Origin of the sequence: Micromonospora sp. NPDC005257, from assembly GCF_042872445.1 — a bacterium.
Taxonomy (GTDB): domain Bacteria; phylum Actinomycetota; class Actinomycetes; order Mycobacteriales; family Micromonosporaceae; genus Micromonospora.
Map to the genome: position 1 here is coordinate 110,355 of NZ_JBIAKL010000003.1, position 15,121 is coordinate 125,475.

At 73.3% G+C, this 15,121-nt stretch carries 13 protein-coding genes; 3 read left to right on the plus strand and 10 right to left on the minus strand.

What is annotated here, in order from left to right; genetic code table 11:
- Window positions 1–547 precede the first annotated feature (547 nt).
- Together ACFYO8_RS07350 and ACFYO8_RS07355 are read right to left on the minus strand one after the other, a co-directional pair.
- Window positions 548–2,038 carry a replication-associated recombination protein A gene (locus ACFYO8_RS07350; RefSeq protein WP_354866967.1) on the minus strand — a complete coding sequence of 497 codons (1,491 nt, stop codon included), beginning with the start codon at window positions 2,036–2,038 and terminating at the stop codon, window positions 548–550.
- A gap of 74 nt (window positions 2,039–2,112) precedes the next feature.
- Window positions 2,113–2,325 (minus strand): hypothetical protein, encoded by a 213-nt coding sequence (locus tag ACFYO8_RS07355; protein ID WP_018785054.1) that lies wholly within the window; start codon window positions 2,323–2,325, stop codon window positions 2,113–2,115.
- Between the two features lie 131 nt (window positions 2,326–2,456).
- Between ACFYO8_RS07355 and ACFYO8_RS07360 the strand changes: the two genes are divergently transcribed.
- Window positions 2,457–2,846, plus strand: coding sequence for a hypothetical protein (locus ACFYO8_RS07360; RefSeq protein ID WP_354866969.1), 390 nt, complete (start codon window positions 2,457–2,459; stop codon window positions 2,844–2,846).
- 126 nt (window positions 2,847–2,972) lie between these two features.
- Here the strand turns inward: ACFYO8_RS07360 and ACFYO8_RS07365 are convergent, their stop codons facing one another.
- From ACFYO8_RS07365 to aspS, 4 genes are all read right to left on the minus strand, one after another.
- Window positions 2,973–4,346, minus strand: coding sequence for an MFS transporter (locus ACFYO8_RS07365; protein ID WP_387256866.1), 1,374 nt, complete (start codon window positions 4,344–4,346; stop codon window positions 2,973–2,975).
- On the minus strand, window positions 4,343–4,957 hold the full coding sequence (locus ACFYO8_RS07370) for a helix-turn-helix domain-containing protein (protein ID WP_354866972.1): 615 nt from the start codon (window positions 4,955–4,957) through the stop codon (window positions 4,343–4,345). The genes ACFYO8_RS07365 and ACFYO8_RS07370 overlap by 4 nt, the downstream gene beginning before the upstream one ends.
- 61 nt (window positions 4,958–5,018) lie before the next feature.
- Window positions 5,019–5,828, minus strand: coding sequence for a sugar nucleotide-binding protein (locus ACFYO8_RS07375; RefSeq protein ID WP_355095476.1), 810 nt, complete (start codon window positions 5,826–5,828; stop codon window positions 5,019–5,021).
- A 64-nt stretch (window positions 5,829–5,892) separates the two neighbouring features.
- Entirely contained in the window at window positions 5,893–7,698 is a 1,806-nt protein-coding gene (aspS, locus tag ACFYO8_RS07380; RefSeq protein WP_387256920.1) for an aspartate--tRNA ligase, read from the minus strand.
- Window positions 7,699–7,849: 151 nt separating this feature from the next.
- Here aspS and ACFYO8_RS07385 point away from each other — a divergent pair, with 151 nt between their 5' ends.
- Window positions 7,850–8,548 (plus strand): DUF998 domain-containing protein, encoded by a 699-nt coding sequence (locus ACFYO8_RS07385; RefSeq protein WP_387189132.1) that lies wholly within the window; start codon window positions 7,850–7,852, stop codon window positions 8,546–8,548.
- A 59-nt stretch (window positions 8,549–8,607) separates the two neighbouring features.
- On the opposite strand, the gene ACFYO8_RS07390 is transcribed toward ACFYO8_RS07385, so the two are convergent.
- The 4 genes from ACFYO8_RS07390 to ACFYO8_RS07405 all read right to left on the minus strand — a co-directional run bounded on the left by ACFYO8_RS07390 (window position 8,608) and on the right by ACFYO8_RS07405 (window position 14,010).
- Window positions 8,608–9,654: an alpha-lytic protease prodomain-containing protein gene (locus ACFYO8_RS07390; RefSeq protein WP_357477720.1), complete on the minus strand. Its 1,047-nt coding sequence runs from the start codon at window positions 9,652–9,654 to the stop codon at window positions 8,608–8,610.
- Window positions 9,655–10,925: 1,271 nt separating this feature from the next.
- A complete protein-coding gene (locus ACFYO8_RS07395; RefSeq protein ID WP_357477717.1) occupies window positions 10,926–11,858 on the minus strand; it encodes an acyl-ACP desaturase in 933 nt (310 codons plus the stop codon).
- Window positions 11,859–11,909: 51 nt separating this feature from the next.
- On the minus strand, window positions 11,910–13,250 hold the full coding sequence (gene hisS, locus ACFYO8_RS07400) for a histidine--tRNA ligase (protein WP_357477714.1): 1,341 nt from the start codon (window positions 13,248–13,250) through the stop codon (window positions 11,910–11,912).
- A gap of 40 nt (window positions 13,251–13,290) precedes the next feature.
- Window positions 13,291–14,010 carry an MBL fold metallo-hydrolase gene (locus ACFYO8_RS07405; protein ID WP_357386529.1) on the minus strand — a complete coding sequence of 240 codons (720 nt, stop codon included), beginning with the start codon at window positions 14,008–14,010 and terminating at the stop codon, window positions 13,291–13,293.
- A gap of 236 nt (window positions 14,011–14,246) precedes the next feature.
- Between ACFYO8_RS07405 and ACFYO8_RS07410 the strand changes: the two genes are divergently transcribed.
- Window positions 14,247–15,116: a peptidylprolyl isomerase gene (locus tag ACFYO8_RS07410; RefSeq protein WP_387189131.1), complete on the plus strand. Its 870-nt coding sequence runs from the start codon at window positions 14,247–14,249 to the stop codon at window positions 15,114–15,116.
- Window positions 15,117–15,121 lie beyond the last annotated feature (5 nt).

Here is a 15,121-nt window from a genome sequence, read left to right on the forward strand (position 1 = left end):
GCGGCCAGGGGCGCCGCCGGGCCGGAACGGCCGGTCGCGGGGGGCATCGTCGGGTCGGTTCGGTCGCCCGGGACGGGCCCGCTCGGCCGGGCACGGCCCGGGGTCTGCGGTGCGACGGCCGGGGGCGGTACGGGCCGGCCCGGAACCTGGGGCGCGGCGGCCGGCGGCGCACCGGGCGGGGCTGCCGACGGAGGCGGCACCGGCTGACCGGTCGAGAGCGGCGGTGCGCCCGGAGCCGGGGGCCGCGGGGCCGTGCGGCCGGCGGGCGGCGGCATGCCGGGGCCCGGGCCGGGGGCGGCCGGCCGGGCCGGGCCGGGCCGCGACGGGTCGGCGCCGGGGCGCGGTGCGGCGAGATCGCCGTCCGGCCCGAGTTCACCGCCCTGCTGCTTGGCGGTGCGCAGGTCGTCGATCCAGCCGAGTTCCTCGCCGACGACGGTCGGGTCCAACTCGGGCTCGGGTCGGCCACGTCCCCACCGGCGGCCCTTGCCCCGCGGGTCGCGCCGCTCGTCGGGGCCGTCCGCCGGCCGCTCCGGACCACGCGCCATCACTACTGACCCCCCTCGGCGGCGTCGCTGCCGCCCTCACTCGCCCCGCTGGCCTGCTCGCCGTCCCCCACCCGGGCCCCGTTTGCGGCGGCCGGGGCGCCGGCCTCCGCCCGGGTCGCCGGAGCCGGCAGCCCGCGCACGATCCGGCGCAGCAGCGGCAGCCGGGTGGCCACCGCCCGCTCCGCACCGTGCCCGCTGGGCTGGTAGTAGTCGGTTCCGACGAGGTCGTCCGGAGCGTACTGCTGGGTGACCACCCCCCGGTGGTCGTCGTGCGGGTAGCGGTAGCCGGCGCCGTGGCCGAGGCCGCGCGCGCCGGAGTAGTGGGCGTCGCGCAGCCCACGTGGCACCGGGCCTCCGCGACCCGCGCGTACGTCGGCGACGGCGGCGCCGATCGCGGTGGTGGCCGAGTTGGACTTCGGCGCGGTGGCCAGGTGGATGACCGCCTGGGACAGGTTGAGCCGCGCCTCCGGCAGGCCCACGTACTCGACCGCGTGTGCGGTGGCGGTGGCCACTGTCAGGGCGGTGGGATCGGCCATGCCGACGTCCTCACTGGCGAAGATCACCAGCCGGCGGGCGATGAACCGGGCGTCCTCCCCGGCCACCAGCATCCGGGCCAGCCAGTGCAGTGCCGCGTCCACGTCCGAGCCGCGCAGGCTCTTGATGAACGCGCTCGTCACGTCGTAGTGCGCGTCGCCGTCCCGGTCGTAGCGCACGGCCGCCACGTCGACCGCCTGCTCGGCCACGGCCAGGTCGATCCGGCCGGTACCCAGCGCGGTCGCGGTGGCCGCCGCCGCCTCCAGCGCGGTGAGCGCCTTGCGCACGTCGCCCCCGGCGAGCCGGACCAGGTGGTCCTCCGCCTCCTCGGCCAGCACCAGCGCGCCGCCGAGCCCGCGCTCGTCGGCCACCGCGCGGCGCAGCAGCCCACGTACGTCGTCGTCGTCGAGCGCGTGAAGGGTGAGCAGCACGCAGCGTGACAGCAACGGCGAGATGACCGAGAAGTACGGGTTCTCGGTGGTCGCCGCCAGCAGCGTGACCGTACGGTCCTCGACGGCGGCGAGAAGCGAGTCCTGCTGGGTCTTGCTGAACCGGTGCACCTCGTCGATGAACAGCACTGTCGGCGGGCCGCCGGAACGGCGTTGGCGCCGGGCGGTGTCGATCACGGCGCGGACGTCCTTCACGCCCGCGCTCAGCGCGGACATCGCCACGAACCGCCGGTCGGTGGCCCGGGCCACGAGGTGGGCGATGGTGGTCTTACCGCTGCCCGGCGGCCCCCAGAGGATCACCGACATCGGCGCCGCGCCCTCGACCAGCTGGCGCAGCGGCGCCCCGGGCGCGAGCAGGTGCTCCTGCCCGACCAGCTCATCGATGCCGGCCGGCCGCATCCGCACCGGCAGGGGCGAATCCGCCCGGGCGTCGGTGAAGCCGTCGGCTCCGCCCGCGCCCGCGGGTGCGCCGGCCGGCTCGCCGAGGGTGAAGAGGGCGTCCGATTCCATCACGAGAACAGTACCGGGCCGGGCCGACGGCGCCGGAATCGCGCCGCCGGCCCGGCCCGGGTGGTCTTTTCCGGTCAGCCGCGACCCGGCCGCCGGCCCCGGTACCACCGGCCGCCACCGCCGCCGCGCGGGCCGGAGCCGACCCCGGCCAGGTAGAGCGAGAGCAGCAGGAAGCCGATGAGCATGAGGGTCGAGGTGCTGAACAGATCGGGCGCGCCGAGGTCGGTGTTCATGAAGTCGAGCAGCAGCGCGAAGCCGAATACGATGGCCGCGAGAATGGCGAGCATGTCGTTCCTCCGGTGGGGGTTCCAGCAGGTCGGCGACGGATGTACCCAATCGGTCTGCTCGTCAATCTCCACGGTGGAACGGGTGTTGGCTCGACCTCCGGCGCCGACCCCTGTGCTCGTAGGCTGGCGGGATGATCACGGTCGACGAGGCGCTGACCGGGCGGGATGCGCTGCTCGCCGCGACCGGCCACCACGCGTACGCCCGGCACACGCTCCGGCACGACCAGGCCGTGCGCGGATGGCGGCGCGGCGGCGCGGTCGGATGGCTGCTCCCGCCGGGCGAGTGGCCGGCCGGCGGCGCGGTCGGCGCCCCCGGCCCGGCGCTGGACGTCTTCGCCGCCCAGCGGGCGGACGGGACGCTGCGGGCCGGCCAGTCGATCAACCTGCCCCACGCCGATCCGGGCGAGGTGGCCGCGCGACTTCCGGTGGCCCGGCTGATCGGGTGGGACCTGCTGTGGACCACCGGCCCGCCGCCGCGCTTCACCGCCACCGAACGCCGCACCTCCATCCGGCTCGCCTGATCGCGACGGCCGAGACACCCACGACGTTCCACTGAACGGGGCCACCGGGAGTCTGAGCTCCCGCTCCGGTCGACCGCAACCGGCCGCCCGCAACCGGCGGCTCGGGCCGGGTGCGGGCGGCAGGGCTCATTCGCGGCCGGCGGGGGCAGCCGCGGCGGTGTCGAGGGACGGGCCGGCCGGCGCGGCGGCCAGGCCGGCGTGACCGGGGCCGCCACCGGTCGTCTCCGGCTCCGCAGCCTCCTGCTCCACAGTGGCGTCCGGCGGGGTTCGGCGGGCGGCGCGCCAGGCCGGCAGGTAGAGCGGCGCGGCCACGGCGAGCACGACCCCGCCGACGATCATGGCGACACCGATGCTCGTGGCGTCGGCCAGCGCGGTCAGCGTGACCGCGCCGAGCGCGGCGGCCGGCTGGCCGGCCATCGAGTTGAGCGAGAGCACGCTGGTCCGGTACGGGCCGTCGACCTGCCGGTGCAGCAGTCCCATGTGCAGTGGGTTCGACGCGCCGTGCACGGTGTAGCAGGCCAGGTACGCGATGAGGATGCCGACCGGCCCGGCCAGCAGGCCCATGCCGACCACCGTCACGCCCTGCAGGATCCGCATCAGCGCGGCGGCCGGGGCGGCGCCGAGGCGGCGCAGCAGGAACGGGGTGAGCGCGGCGCCGGCGGCGTTGGCGAGCCAGGCCGCGGTGCCGGCGGGGCCGAGCAGCGCCGCGGCGCGGTCCGGGTCGTCGAGCACCTCGGCGAGGCGCACCGGCAGCAGCGACTCGAACGTGACCATGCCGAAGCCCCAGAACAGCTCGACGGCGACCAGGGCCGCCAGCACCCGGTTGCGGCGCAGCAGCCCGAGGGCCTGCCCGACCATCCGGGGCGCGTCGACCACCGAGGCGCGCAGCGCGGCCGGGCCGGACGCGGGCCGCTGCTCGGCCATCAGCGCCAGCAGCGCCACGATGGAGACGGCTTGGAGCACGGCGGCGACGATCACCGGCAGGGCCAGCGCGCTGACCGGCCCGACCGGGCCGAGCGCGACCAGGCCGCCGCTGAGCAGGGCGCCGGTGCCGATGGCGACGCCGACCACGGTGCCGGCCCAGCCGAGGCCGCGCTCGTACTCGGCCTTCGGGTCGACGGCGAGCGTGGCGTCCACGTACCAGGATTCCATCGGGCCGCTGTCGAGCGCCCGGTAGACGCCCTGCAACGCCCAGACCAGGAAGAACATCCAGAACGAGTCGGCCACCGCCATCAGCGCCAGCGAGCCCAGGCCGAGCACCCAGGCGACCAGCAGCACCGGTTTGCGGCCGAGCGCGTCGGCGAAGCCGCCGGCGGGCAGCTCCAGCGCCAGCACAACGAGGCCCTGCGCGGTGGCGACCAGGCCGATCTGGGACAGCGTGAGCCCGCGCTCCTGCATCAGCAGGATCATCACCGGCATGAGCAGGCCGCTGGGTAGCCAGCGCAGGCCGTACAGCGTGAGGTAGCGGGACCGGATCTGACGTACGGACAGCGTGGTCACGGCTTCTCCTCGGCAGGCGGCGGGGTGGACCGTGGGTAGGCCGCGTCCATCGGCAGGGCAGCAAGGTAGAGCTGGACCGTCTCGGCGTCGGGGTCGTCGGGGTCGGTGGCGTCGCGGTGCCGCTCGAAGACCGCGAAGACCTCCTCCTGGATCGCCTTGAGGCGGTCGACCGGAATCCGCATGAAGAAGTCACCCATGCCGAACGCGTCACGCCAGGCCGGCGACCACCGGTGCCGCTGGTCGAACCAGCGTTCGGCGTGCTGGGCGAAGAAGCGGACGTAGTCCGCCTCGATCCACTCGATGGCCGCCCGCGCGTCGGGGTCGTCGTCGAAGTCGCTGGATTCCCAGTTGGTGACGTCGTGCGCGGCCCGCCAGTAGCGCTGGCGGCCGGTGCCGAGGCTCGGGTCCTCCACCACGAGGCCCACTTCGGCGAGTTGGCGCAGGTGGTAGCTGGTAGCGCCGCTGTTGGTGCCGAGCGCCTCGGCGAGGGCGGTGGCGGTGGCCGGGCCGCCCACGCGCAGCGCCCCGACCAGCCGCATGCGCAGCGGTTGGGCCAGGGCACGAACCTGGCGGTGGTCGATGTGTACGGTGCGCTCCGTCTTCTCCTCCATGGGATGCACAATATCTGTGCACACTTTCCATGCACAAGGTGCTTGCAAAGAATCTGTGCAACTAGCCGTACAGCTCGGTGATCCCGCGCAGGCGGGTCCGCAGCAGCCCGGCGGCGCGGGTGGGGTCCAGCACCACCTCACCCGGGCGGTGCAGTCCTGCGGCGGCGATCGTGGTCGTCCGCAGCCCGCCCGCGTCCACGCCGTCGTGCCGGGCCACCAGCAGCCCGAGCTCGGCCCGGCTCACCGCGTCCGGCCCGGCCACGTTGAGCAGCCCGGCATAGTCGCCCGGCACCAGCTCCAGCACCGCGGCGGCGAGGTCGGCCACGTGCACCGGGCAGCGCAGCTCGTCGGTGAACAACGTGGCTCGCCCGGCCAGCGCCTCCCGGCACAGCTGGATCTGCTTGCTGCCCTCCCCCACGATCAGCGAGGTCCGCACCAGCACCGCGCCCGGATCGACCGCCCGCACGGCCGTCTCCGCCGCCGCCTTCGCCGCCCCGTACGGGTACAGCGGCGTGGGCACGTCCTCGTCCGCGTACGGCGTGGAACGCCCGGCGTGCAGCGCGTCGCTGGACAGGTGCACCAGCCGGGCGCCCACCTCGGCGGCGGCGACCGCGATGTGAGCCGCCCCGTCCGCGGTGACCGCCCAGTCGTCGTACCGGTAGGGGGTGGCGACGACCGCGTCGGGGCGTACCCGGGTCAGCAGCTCACGCACGGCGGCGCGGTCGGTCACGTCGAGCCGGTGCGGCGCGACGCCGGGCACCGCGACGGCGGCGCGGTGGTACGTGCCGGCCACCCGGTGCCCGGCGGCGACCGCCTGCCGACACACCTCGGCGCCGAGCAGGCCGCTGGCACCCACCACGAGCAGTCTCATCGCTCCCCCTGAACATCGGAAAGGCCCGCGTCATCATGACGCGGGCCTTTCCGGCACGCGACGATCAGGTCGGGTCGGCCACCGGGGCGGCCGGGCCGGCGGTGCCGGCGTGCGGACCCGCCGGTGCCTTCGGCTTGGCGTCGATGCCGGCCTCGGCGCGCTGCTGCCCGGTGATCGGGGTGGGCGCGCCGGTCAGCGGGTCGAAGCCGCCGCGGGTCTTCGGGAACGCGATGACCTCGCGGATCGAGTCCGCGCCGGCCAGCAGCATGCAGACCCGGTCCCAGCCGAACGCGATGCCGCCGTGCGGCGGGGCGCCGTACTTGAACGCCTCCAGCAGGAAGCCGAACTTGTCCTGCGCCTCGTCGGCGGTGATGCCGAGCAGGTCGAACACCCGCTGCTGCACGTCGCCCCGGTGGATACGGATCGAGCCTCCGCCGATCTCGTTGCCGTTGCAGACGATGTCGTACGCGTAGGCCAGCGCGCGGTCCGGCGCGGACTCGAACCGGTCCACCCACTCGGCGTTCGGCGACGTGAACGGGTGGTGCACGGCGGTCCAGCCGCCGTCGTCCGTCTTCTCGAACATCGGCGCGTCGACCACCCAGCAGAACGCCCAGGCGCTCTCGTCGACCAGGTTCGCCCGCTTGGCGATTTCGATCCGGGCCGCGCCGAGCAGCTCCTGCGCCTCGCGGGTGTCGGTGCTGGCGGCGAAGAAGATCGCGTCGCCGGGCTTCGCGCCGACCGCGTCGGCCAGGCCGGACAGGTGCGCCTCGGACAGGTTCTTCGCCACCGGGCCGCGCGCCTCGCCGGTCTCCGCGTCCAGCACCACGTACGCCAGGCCGCGCGCGCCGCGCGCCTTGGCCCAGTCCTGCCAGCCGTCCAGTTCCTTGCGGGTCTGCGCCGCGCCGCCGGGCATGACCACCGCGCCCACGTAGCCGCCCGCGTCGATCGCGCCGGCGAACACCCGGAACTCGGTGCCGCGCAGGTAGTCGGTCAGCTCGGTCAGCTCCACGCCGTAGCGCAGGTCCGGCTTGTCCGAGCCGTAGCGGGACATGGCGTCGTGCCAGGTGATGCGCGGGATCGGCCGGGCGATCTCGTAGCCGGCGAGGTCCTTCCACAGCGCCGAGACGATCGCCTCGCCGAGGTCGATCACGTCGTCCTCGGTGACGAACGACATCTCGATGTCGAGCTGGGTGAACTCCGGCTGCCGGTCGGCGCGGAAGTCCTCGTCGCGGTAGCAGCGGGCGATCTGGTAGTACCGCTCCATGCCGCCGACCATCAGCAGCTGCTTGAACAGCTGCGGCGACTGCGGCAACGCGTACCAGCTGCCCGGCTGGAGCCGCACCGGCACCAGGAAGTCGCGGGCGCCCTCCGGGGTGGAGCGGGTCAGCGTCGGCGTCTCGATCTCCAGGAAGTCGCGCTCGTGCAGCACGCCCCGGGCGATCTGGTTGGCCCGCGAGCGCAGCCGCATGGCCTTGGCCGGGCCGCCCCGCCGCAGGTCCAGGTAGCGGTACTTGAGCCGGATGTCGTCACCGGCCTCGATCTGGTCGTCCACCGGCAGCGGCAGCGGCGCGGCCTCGGAGAGCACCTCCAGCGCGGACGCGGTCACCTCGACCTCGCCGGTGGGCAGGTCCGGATTCTCGTTGCCCTCCGGACGGCGGGTCACCTCGCCGGTGACCTTGACGCAGAACTCGTTGCGCAGCGCGTGCGCGTCCTCCTCGCGGAAGACCACCTGCACCACGCCGGAGGCGTCACGCAGGTCGACGAAGATGACACCGCCGTGGTCGCGCCGGCGGGCCACCCACCCGGCGAGCGTCACCGTCGAGCCGGCGTCCGCGGCGCGCAGGCTTCCGGCATTGTGGGTACGGATCACGGCTGGCGTCTCCTCAATCTGGTCCACTCACTGCTCCCCCGCATTCTGTCAGGACGGGCGGGCCCGCTCCCCGGCACCCGTCGAGCCGGGCCGCCCCGGGTGCGTGGCGAAAGCGCGGTGCGGGCCGGGTCCGGCGGTTTACCGTGGCCGGGTGCGTGCCGTACCGAGCTGGGCCGTGGCCACCGCGGCCGCCGCGCCCGCGCTGCTGGTGGCGGGCTGGACGGTGGCGGGTGCCCGCCAGGGGCCGGGGTACGACCCGGTGCGGGACACGATCAGCGAGCTGGCCGGCGAGGGCGCGACCGATCCGTGGCTGATGGGCGGCGCGCTGGTGCTGCTCGGCTGCTGCTACTGCGCCACCGCCGCCGCGCTGCACGCCGCCGGGCTGCCCAGCCGCTTCCTGCTCGCGGTCGGCGGGGTGGCCACGGTGGCGCTCATCGCGTTCCCCCGGCCGCAGGTGGGCGGCTCCCCGGCGCACGGGGTGGTGGCCACTGTGGCGGTGCTCGCGCTGGCGCTCTGGCCGGCCGGCACGGCGCTGCGCCTGCCCCGCAGGGTGCCGCGCGAGGTGGCCGCCTCCCCGGCGGGCCGGCCGCCGTGGGCGTTCCGCCGGCCGGTGGCGCTGGCCGTGACGGCGGTGCTGCTGGCGTTGTTCGGCTGGTCGGCGGCGGAGGTGACGGGCGGCTCCCGGACCGGGCTGGCCGGGCGGGTGGCCGCGCTCGCGGTGACGCTCTGGCCGCTGGCGGCGGTGCTGTCCGCGCGGCGGGCCCACCGGCACTGGACGGCCCGGCCGTCGGAGCCGCCCCGGCCGGACGGCCCGCCGCTCGGTCCGGGCCGCCTCGGCGCGGGCACCTGAGACGGGTACGCGGAACGGGCCGCCGGTCACCCGACGGCCCGTTCGTGGGAGTGCGTGGATCAGAAGACGCTCACGCCGTAGCGGCTGAGCGCCTCGGTGACCGGCTGGAAGTAGGTCGTGCCGCCGGAGGAGCAGTTGCCGCTGCCGCCGGAGGTGAGGCCCAGCGCGACGGTGCCGGCGAACAGCGAGCCGCCGCTGTCGCCCGGCTCGGCGCAGACGTTGGTGCGGATGAGGCCGGAGACGCTGCCCTCGGCGTAGTTCACGGTCGCGTTGAGCGCGCTGACGCTGCCGCTGCGCAGGCCGGTGGTGCTGCCGGAACGGCGGACGGACTGGCCGACGTACGCGTTGCCGGCCGAGGTGATGTCCTGGAAGCTGCCGTTGTAGAGCGAGACGTTGCCGGCCGCGTTGGCCGAGTTGCTGTGCCGGACGATGCCGTAGTCGTTGCCCGGGAAGCTGGTGCCGGTCCGGGTGCCGAGCACGGTGGTGCGGCTGGAGTTGGAGTACCAGGTCGAGCCGATGTTGGTGCAGTGCCCGGCGGTGAGGAAGTAGTACGTCGAACCGCTGCGCACGTTGAAGCCGAGCGAGCACCGGCCGCCGCTGGCGTAGATCGCCTGGCCGCCGGAGATCCGGGTGCTGAGCGTGCCGGCCTCGGCCTCGATGCGGATCGCGCCGTTGTGACGGGCGGCGGCGGCCTTGACCCGCTCCAGCTTGGCGCCGGTGACGGTGCTGTCGACGGAGACGACGACCTGGTTCGTGGCCGGGTCGGTCCACCAGGCGGTGCCGGGGATCTTGGCGGAGCGCTCCAGCTCGCTGGTGGCGGCGTTGAGCTTGTCCGCGCCGCGCGCCACGATCTTCGGGATGGCGCCGGCGTCGCGCACCTGGCGGGCGGTCGCGGTGTCGGTCACCGTGACGATCATCTTGCCGCTGGCGTCGGCGTACGTGCCGGCCGCGCGGGCACCGAGCTTCTCGACGAGGGTGGCGGCGGCGTCCGGCGAGAGGGCCGTGGGGGCGGCCTGCGCGGGTGCGCCGAGCAGCGAGCCGGTGACCAGGGTGCCGGCGACGGCGACTGCGGCGGCGCGGCGGAGCGTGGACCTCGTGGGTCGCATGTAACAACCTCCGAATGGGGGTGAACGGGCGCTGTCATGGGGGCGCGCCCGAGGACAACCCGGGTGACCTGGGGAAACCTCCCGGATGCCCAAAGTATTCACACATTTAAGATCATAAACAAGACATACCTTTGCCCGGATTCGCACCCGCGCGCGATGTAACGCCGAAGCAACAACATCGACACCATCTGTCAGAGCCGGTTCAGGGTCGCGGGGGTGGACCCCGGCACTCCGCGCGGCTCGGCAACCTCGCACCCCTCGGCGCAGCGCGAGCCGACCGGACCTCGCCGCCGCAGCCGCGGTGCGCACGCCCAGCAGCGAGCCCTCCGGGTCGGCCAGGTGGCGCCCACCCCAGCCGAGCACTGGTCAACGCCGAGCGCGGAAGGCCCGTACGCCTTCAACGGCGCACGCCGTCGAAGATCGGGCAGAGCACGACCAGGGTGCGCATCCGATACGGAACAATTTTCCGCCAAGGCAATGAAGCAAGCCCTGAACGCCCACTAGGGCGCTCAGGGCTTGCTGCTGGCATTACCAGCCTTCATTCAGGGTGCCCGCCAAGCTCCGGTCTGGGCGCACTGAAAAACAACGCACCACGGCGAGTCAGCGCATCGCGACTAGACGATCTGGACCGCCGTAATAGTCCTGCCGGGGGCTGCGAAACTCGTGGACTCACCGGGGTTGTAGAAGATTACGTCGCCGTTCGAGAGCGTTACGAAAGCCGTGTTGCTCCCGGCCTTGATACGAACCACACTGTTGATGGTCGTGTATACCTTACCCGCGCCACTGTAGCAGTGGTGATAGTTCAGAGCCGTAATGATGTCCACGGTAGAACTAGTGCATGACACCTTCGAGATGGCGAAGGCGGGCGTGCCGGGAATAGCCGCCAGAGCAAGCCCCGTGGCTGCCACCGCAGTGATCGCTCGCTTTACCCCTCGTCGCATAGGGAGCACCTTTCTCGTCGGCAGGTTCCGGCACACGAGGTCGTCATTTTGACGACCTCGTGCGTTGAGCAGAACGTTATCAGATAGATAGATGCATGACCATCTCTGATCGGCCATCATCACCCTGCCCGCGATGTCAACCGATTTACGACCTGCGTTTATCGGCTGCAGAAAATGTGTGCCTAGCTGCGGCTTCGATCCGACGAGCCGTATTGAGCACGTCGAAACGCGTGTGCATTGACCACCGAGGCACCAGGGGCGGGCATGCTCCGCCACGCCATCCCGAGGATTCTCGGTAGCTCGCTTCGGGCGGGGAGGAGCGGGGTGGGGCTAGCGCACAAGCAGGCGAGTGGCCCTGGCCGCGCGCCTCTCCTCGAAGCGGGACGCCTGGGTCTCCAGGGTGTCCAGGTGGGCGGCGATCTCGTCCCGGGCGGCCTCGCCGTCGGCGTTCAGGCCGGTCACCTCGAACAGGTTCCACTGCCGCAACACGGGCATCACCACGTCGTCGCGGTGCTGGCGCAGGTCGTAGATGCCGGCCAGCGCGATCGCCACCGACTTGCGGGCGAAGCCGTCGATGCCCACGCCCGGCATCTGGAAGTCGGCCAGCACGTCGGCGACCGCGCGCATGGCCTGCGACGGGGCCAGCTCGAACGCGGCGCCGAGCAGGTTGCGGTAGAAGACCATGTGCAGGTTCTCGTCCGCGGCCACCCGGGCCAGCAGCGCCTCGCACGTCGGGTCGCCGGTGGCCCGGCCGGTGTTGCGGTGCGAGATGCGCGTCGCCAGCTCCTGGAACGACACGTACGCCAGCGAGTGCAGCATCTCCTGGTCGTGCGCGTTCTGGTAGCCCGCCGACATGTGCACCATGCGGGCCCGCTCCAGCGCCACCGGGTCCACCGCCCGGGTCACCGTGAGGTAGTCACGGATCGCGGTGCCGTGCCGGCCCTCCTCGGCGGTCCACCGGTGCACCCAGGTGCCCCACGCGCCGTCGCGCCCGAACAGCGTGGCGATCTCGTGGTGGTACGAGGGCAGGTTGTCCTCGGTGAGCAGGTTGACGATCAGCGCGGTCCGCGCCACCTCGGGCAGCGTCGAGTCCTCCGGCGACCACGCCTCGCCACCCAGCGGGCCGTCGAAGGTGCGGCCCTCGCTCCACGGCACGTACTCGTGCGGGAACCACTCCTTGGCCAGCGACAGGTGGCGGTCGAGGTTCTTCTCGACCACCGGCTCGAGTTCGGTGAGCAGAGCGGTCTGGCTGAGCACGGTCACGACGTTCTCCCTACGGTGGCGTAACTTACGCCACCGTAGGTCGAAACGTCTTCAGACGCCAGTGCCGGCCGGGCCGACCAGCGGCTTCAGGTCCGCCCGGGGCGGCGTCCACTCCCCCGCCGAGGCCGGCACCTGCTCGCCGGAACGGATGTCCTTGACCTCGTCACCGTCCGCGCCGGGGAACCAGACGTACGGGATGCCGCGCCGCTCGGCGTACCGGATCTGCTTGCCGAACTTGGCCGCCGACGGGGACACCTCGGTGGGCACACCGCGCGAGCGCAGCGCCGCCGCGACCGCGTCACTGGCCGCCCGGCCCTCCTCGGCGGTGACCGCCACCAGCACGCAGGTCGGCACCGGACGGGACACCGACAGCGCCTCGGCGCCGAACAGCAGGCCCAGCAGCCGGGTCACCCCGATCGAGATGCCCACCCCGGGGAACCGGACGTTGCCCGAGCTGGCCAGGTTGTCGTACCGGCCGCCGGAGCAGATCGAGCCGAACCGCTCGTAGCCGAGCATCTGCGTCTCGTAGACCGTACCCGTGTAGTAGTCCAGGCCCCGCGCGATGCGCAGGTCGGCCACGCAGAGGCCGGGCGCGTGCGCGGCCGCGGTCTCCACCACCGCGGTCAGCTCAGCGACGCCCTCGTCCAGCAGCGGGTCGCTCACCCCGAGGCCGCGCACCGCGTCGGCGAAGGAGGCGTCCGGCGCGGAGATCTCGGCCAGCGACAGCACGGCCTTGGCCTGTGCCTCGCTCGCCCCGGCGGTGCTCGCCAGCAGCTCCGTCACCCCGGTCGGACCGATCTTGTCGAGCTTGTCCACGGCACGCAGCGCCGACTCCGCGTCCGTCAGCCCGATGCCCCGGTAGAACCCCTCGCAGATCTTGCGGTTGTTGACCTGGATGCGCACCGGCGGGATCGGCAGCGACCGCAGCGCGTCGCCGATGACCAGCGGCATCTCGGCCTCGTAGTGCGCCGGCAGCGTGTCCCGGTCGACGATGTCGATGTCGGCCTGGAGAAACTCGCGGTACCGGCCCTCCTGCGGGCGCTCGCCCCGCCAGACCTTCTGGATCTGGTAGCGGCGGAACGGGAACTGCAGCTTGCCGGCGTTCTCCAGCACGTACCGCGCGAACGGCACGGTCAGGTCGAAGTGCAGGCCGAGCGCGTCGTCACCGGCCGGGCCGTCGGCGTCGGCCTGCAACCGGCGCAGCAGGTAGACCTCCTTTGCGGTATCCCCCTTCCGCAGCAACTGATCCAGCGGCTCGACCGAGCGGGTCTCCAGTGGCGCGAAGCCGTACAGCTCGAACGTGGCGCGGATGCGATCGAGAACGAACTGCTCGATCATCCGCTGGGCGGTGGTCCACTCCGGGAAGCCGGAAATGGGCGTGGGCTTGCTCATCACGAACTCCTTGAGAACCCGCGCGGGCGCGGGCGAGGGTCTAGAGGCCTCGGGTGGGCGCGGCCGGGCGCGCGCCGCCGGTGCCCGCCACCTCGACGAGGAACGGGTTTGTCGCGCGCTCGCGGCCGATCGTGGTCGCGGGGCCGTGGCCGGGCAGGACGACCGTGTCGTCGGCCAGCGGGAGCACCTTGTCCCGCAGGCTGGACAGCATCCGGGGCATGCTGCCGCCCGGCAGGTCGGTGCGGCCGATCGAGCCGGCGAACAGCACGTCACCGGAGAGGCAGATCTGCTCCGCCTCCCAGGGCGAGCCGGCGCCGGGCAACCGGAACAGCACCGACCCGCCGGTATGGCCGGGAGCGTGGTCGACGGTGATCTCCAACCCGGCGAGCGACAGCGTCGCGCCGTCGGTCAGCTCGGCCACGTCGTCCGGTTCGGCGTACGGCAGCCGGCCGCCGAACAACTGGGTCAGGTCCATCGACAGCGCCTTGCTCGGGTCGGCCAGCAGTTCCCGGTCGTCCGGGTGGACGTAGGCGGGGATGCCCCGCGCGCCACAGACCGGGGCGACGGAGAACGTGTGGTCCAGGTGGCCGTGGGTGAGCAGCACGGCGGCCGGGTGCAGGCGGTGCTCGGCGAGCACGGCGTCGAGCTGGTCGAGCACCCCGATGCCGGGGTCGACCACCACGCACTGCTCCCCCGGCCCGGTCGCCACCACATAGCAGTTGGTGCCGAAGGCGTCCGCGGGAAAGCCGGCCACGAGCACGTCGCTCCCCTTTCCGTCCGGTCGTCGTCCCCCTGCAGCCTAGTCGCAGCGGCGAGCGGGTTGCGCCCGCCACCGGCCCCGCCTGCCCCGGCCGGGCTGAGACGGCGGGACCTCGTACACCACATTCACAGTCGCTACCCGTACACTCTGGCGGGCGTGTGGCGTGGCGCACCCCGATCGGAACGGCGGACGGCGCCCGGCGCCGGCGGCGATCAGGCAGAGGAAGGGGAGCACACGTGGCTTCCAGCAGGGACCGGCAGCGCAAACTGGCGCGCGCCAAACTCGATCGGCAGCTCGCCCGGCGGGCGGCGGCCGCGAAGCGCCGCCGGCAGATCCGGGCCGGCGTCGGTGCCGCGGTGGTGCTCGTGCTGATCGTGGCCGGCTCCGCCTGGGCGCTCGGCGCGTTCGACTCCGAGCCGGAGAAGAAGGCCGCCGAGGACGTCTGCCTCTGGACCGCCGAGGACGGCGCCGTCAACACCAACCTCAAGGACGTCGGCCAGCCGCCCACCACTGGCCTGCCCACCTCGGGCACCCGCCCGATGACGATCACCACCAACCAGGGTGGGCCGATCACGGTGGAGCTGGACCAGACCGACGCGCCGTGCGGCGCGGCGAGCCTGAGCTACCTGGCCGGCCGGTCGTTCTTCGACAACACCACCTGCCACGAGATCACCGCCGAGGGCGCGCTGCGCTGCGGCGACCCCACGGGCACCGGGCTCGGCGGCCCGACCTACTCGTTCTACGACGAGAACGTCCCGACCGCGCCGGAGCCCGACCCGTCGGCCTCCCCGGCGCCCGGGCAGCCCCCGGCGTACCCGAAGGGCACGGTCGCCATGGTCGGCAACCCGCCGGGCAGCAACGGCAGCCAGTTCCTGATCTTCTTCAAGGACGCCAGCCCGGCCAAGCCGGCCTACTCCGTGGTCGGCAAGGTCACCGGCGGCCTCGACGTGGTGGAGAAGATCGGCGCCCTGCCGACGGTGGACAATGGCAATGGCGCCAAGGTCAAGCCGAAGACGCAGGTGCTGGTCCAGAGCGTGACCGTCGGCGAGCCCGGCGCGGCACCGGCCGGCAGCCCCGCGCCGTCGCCCAGCGCCAGCGCGGGCTGACCCGA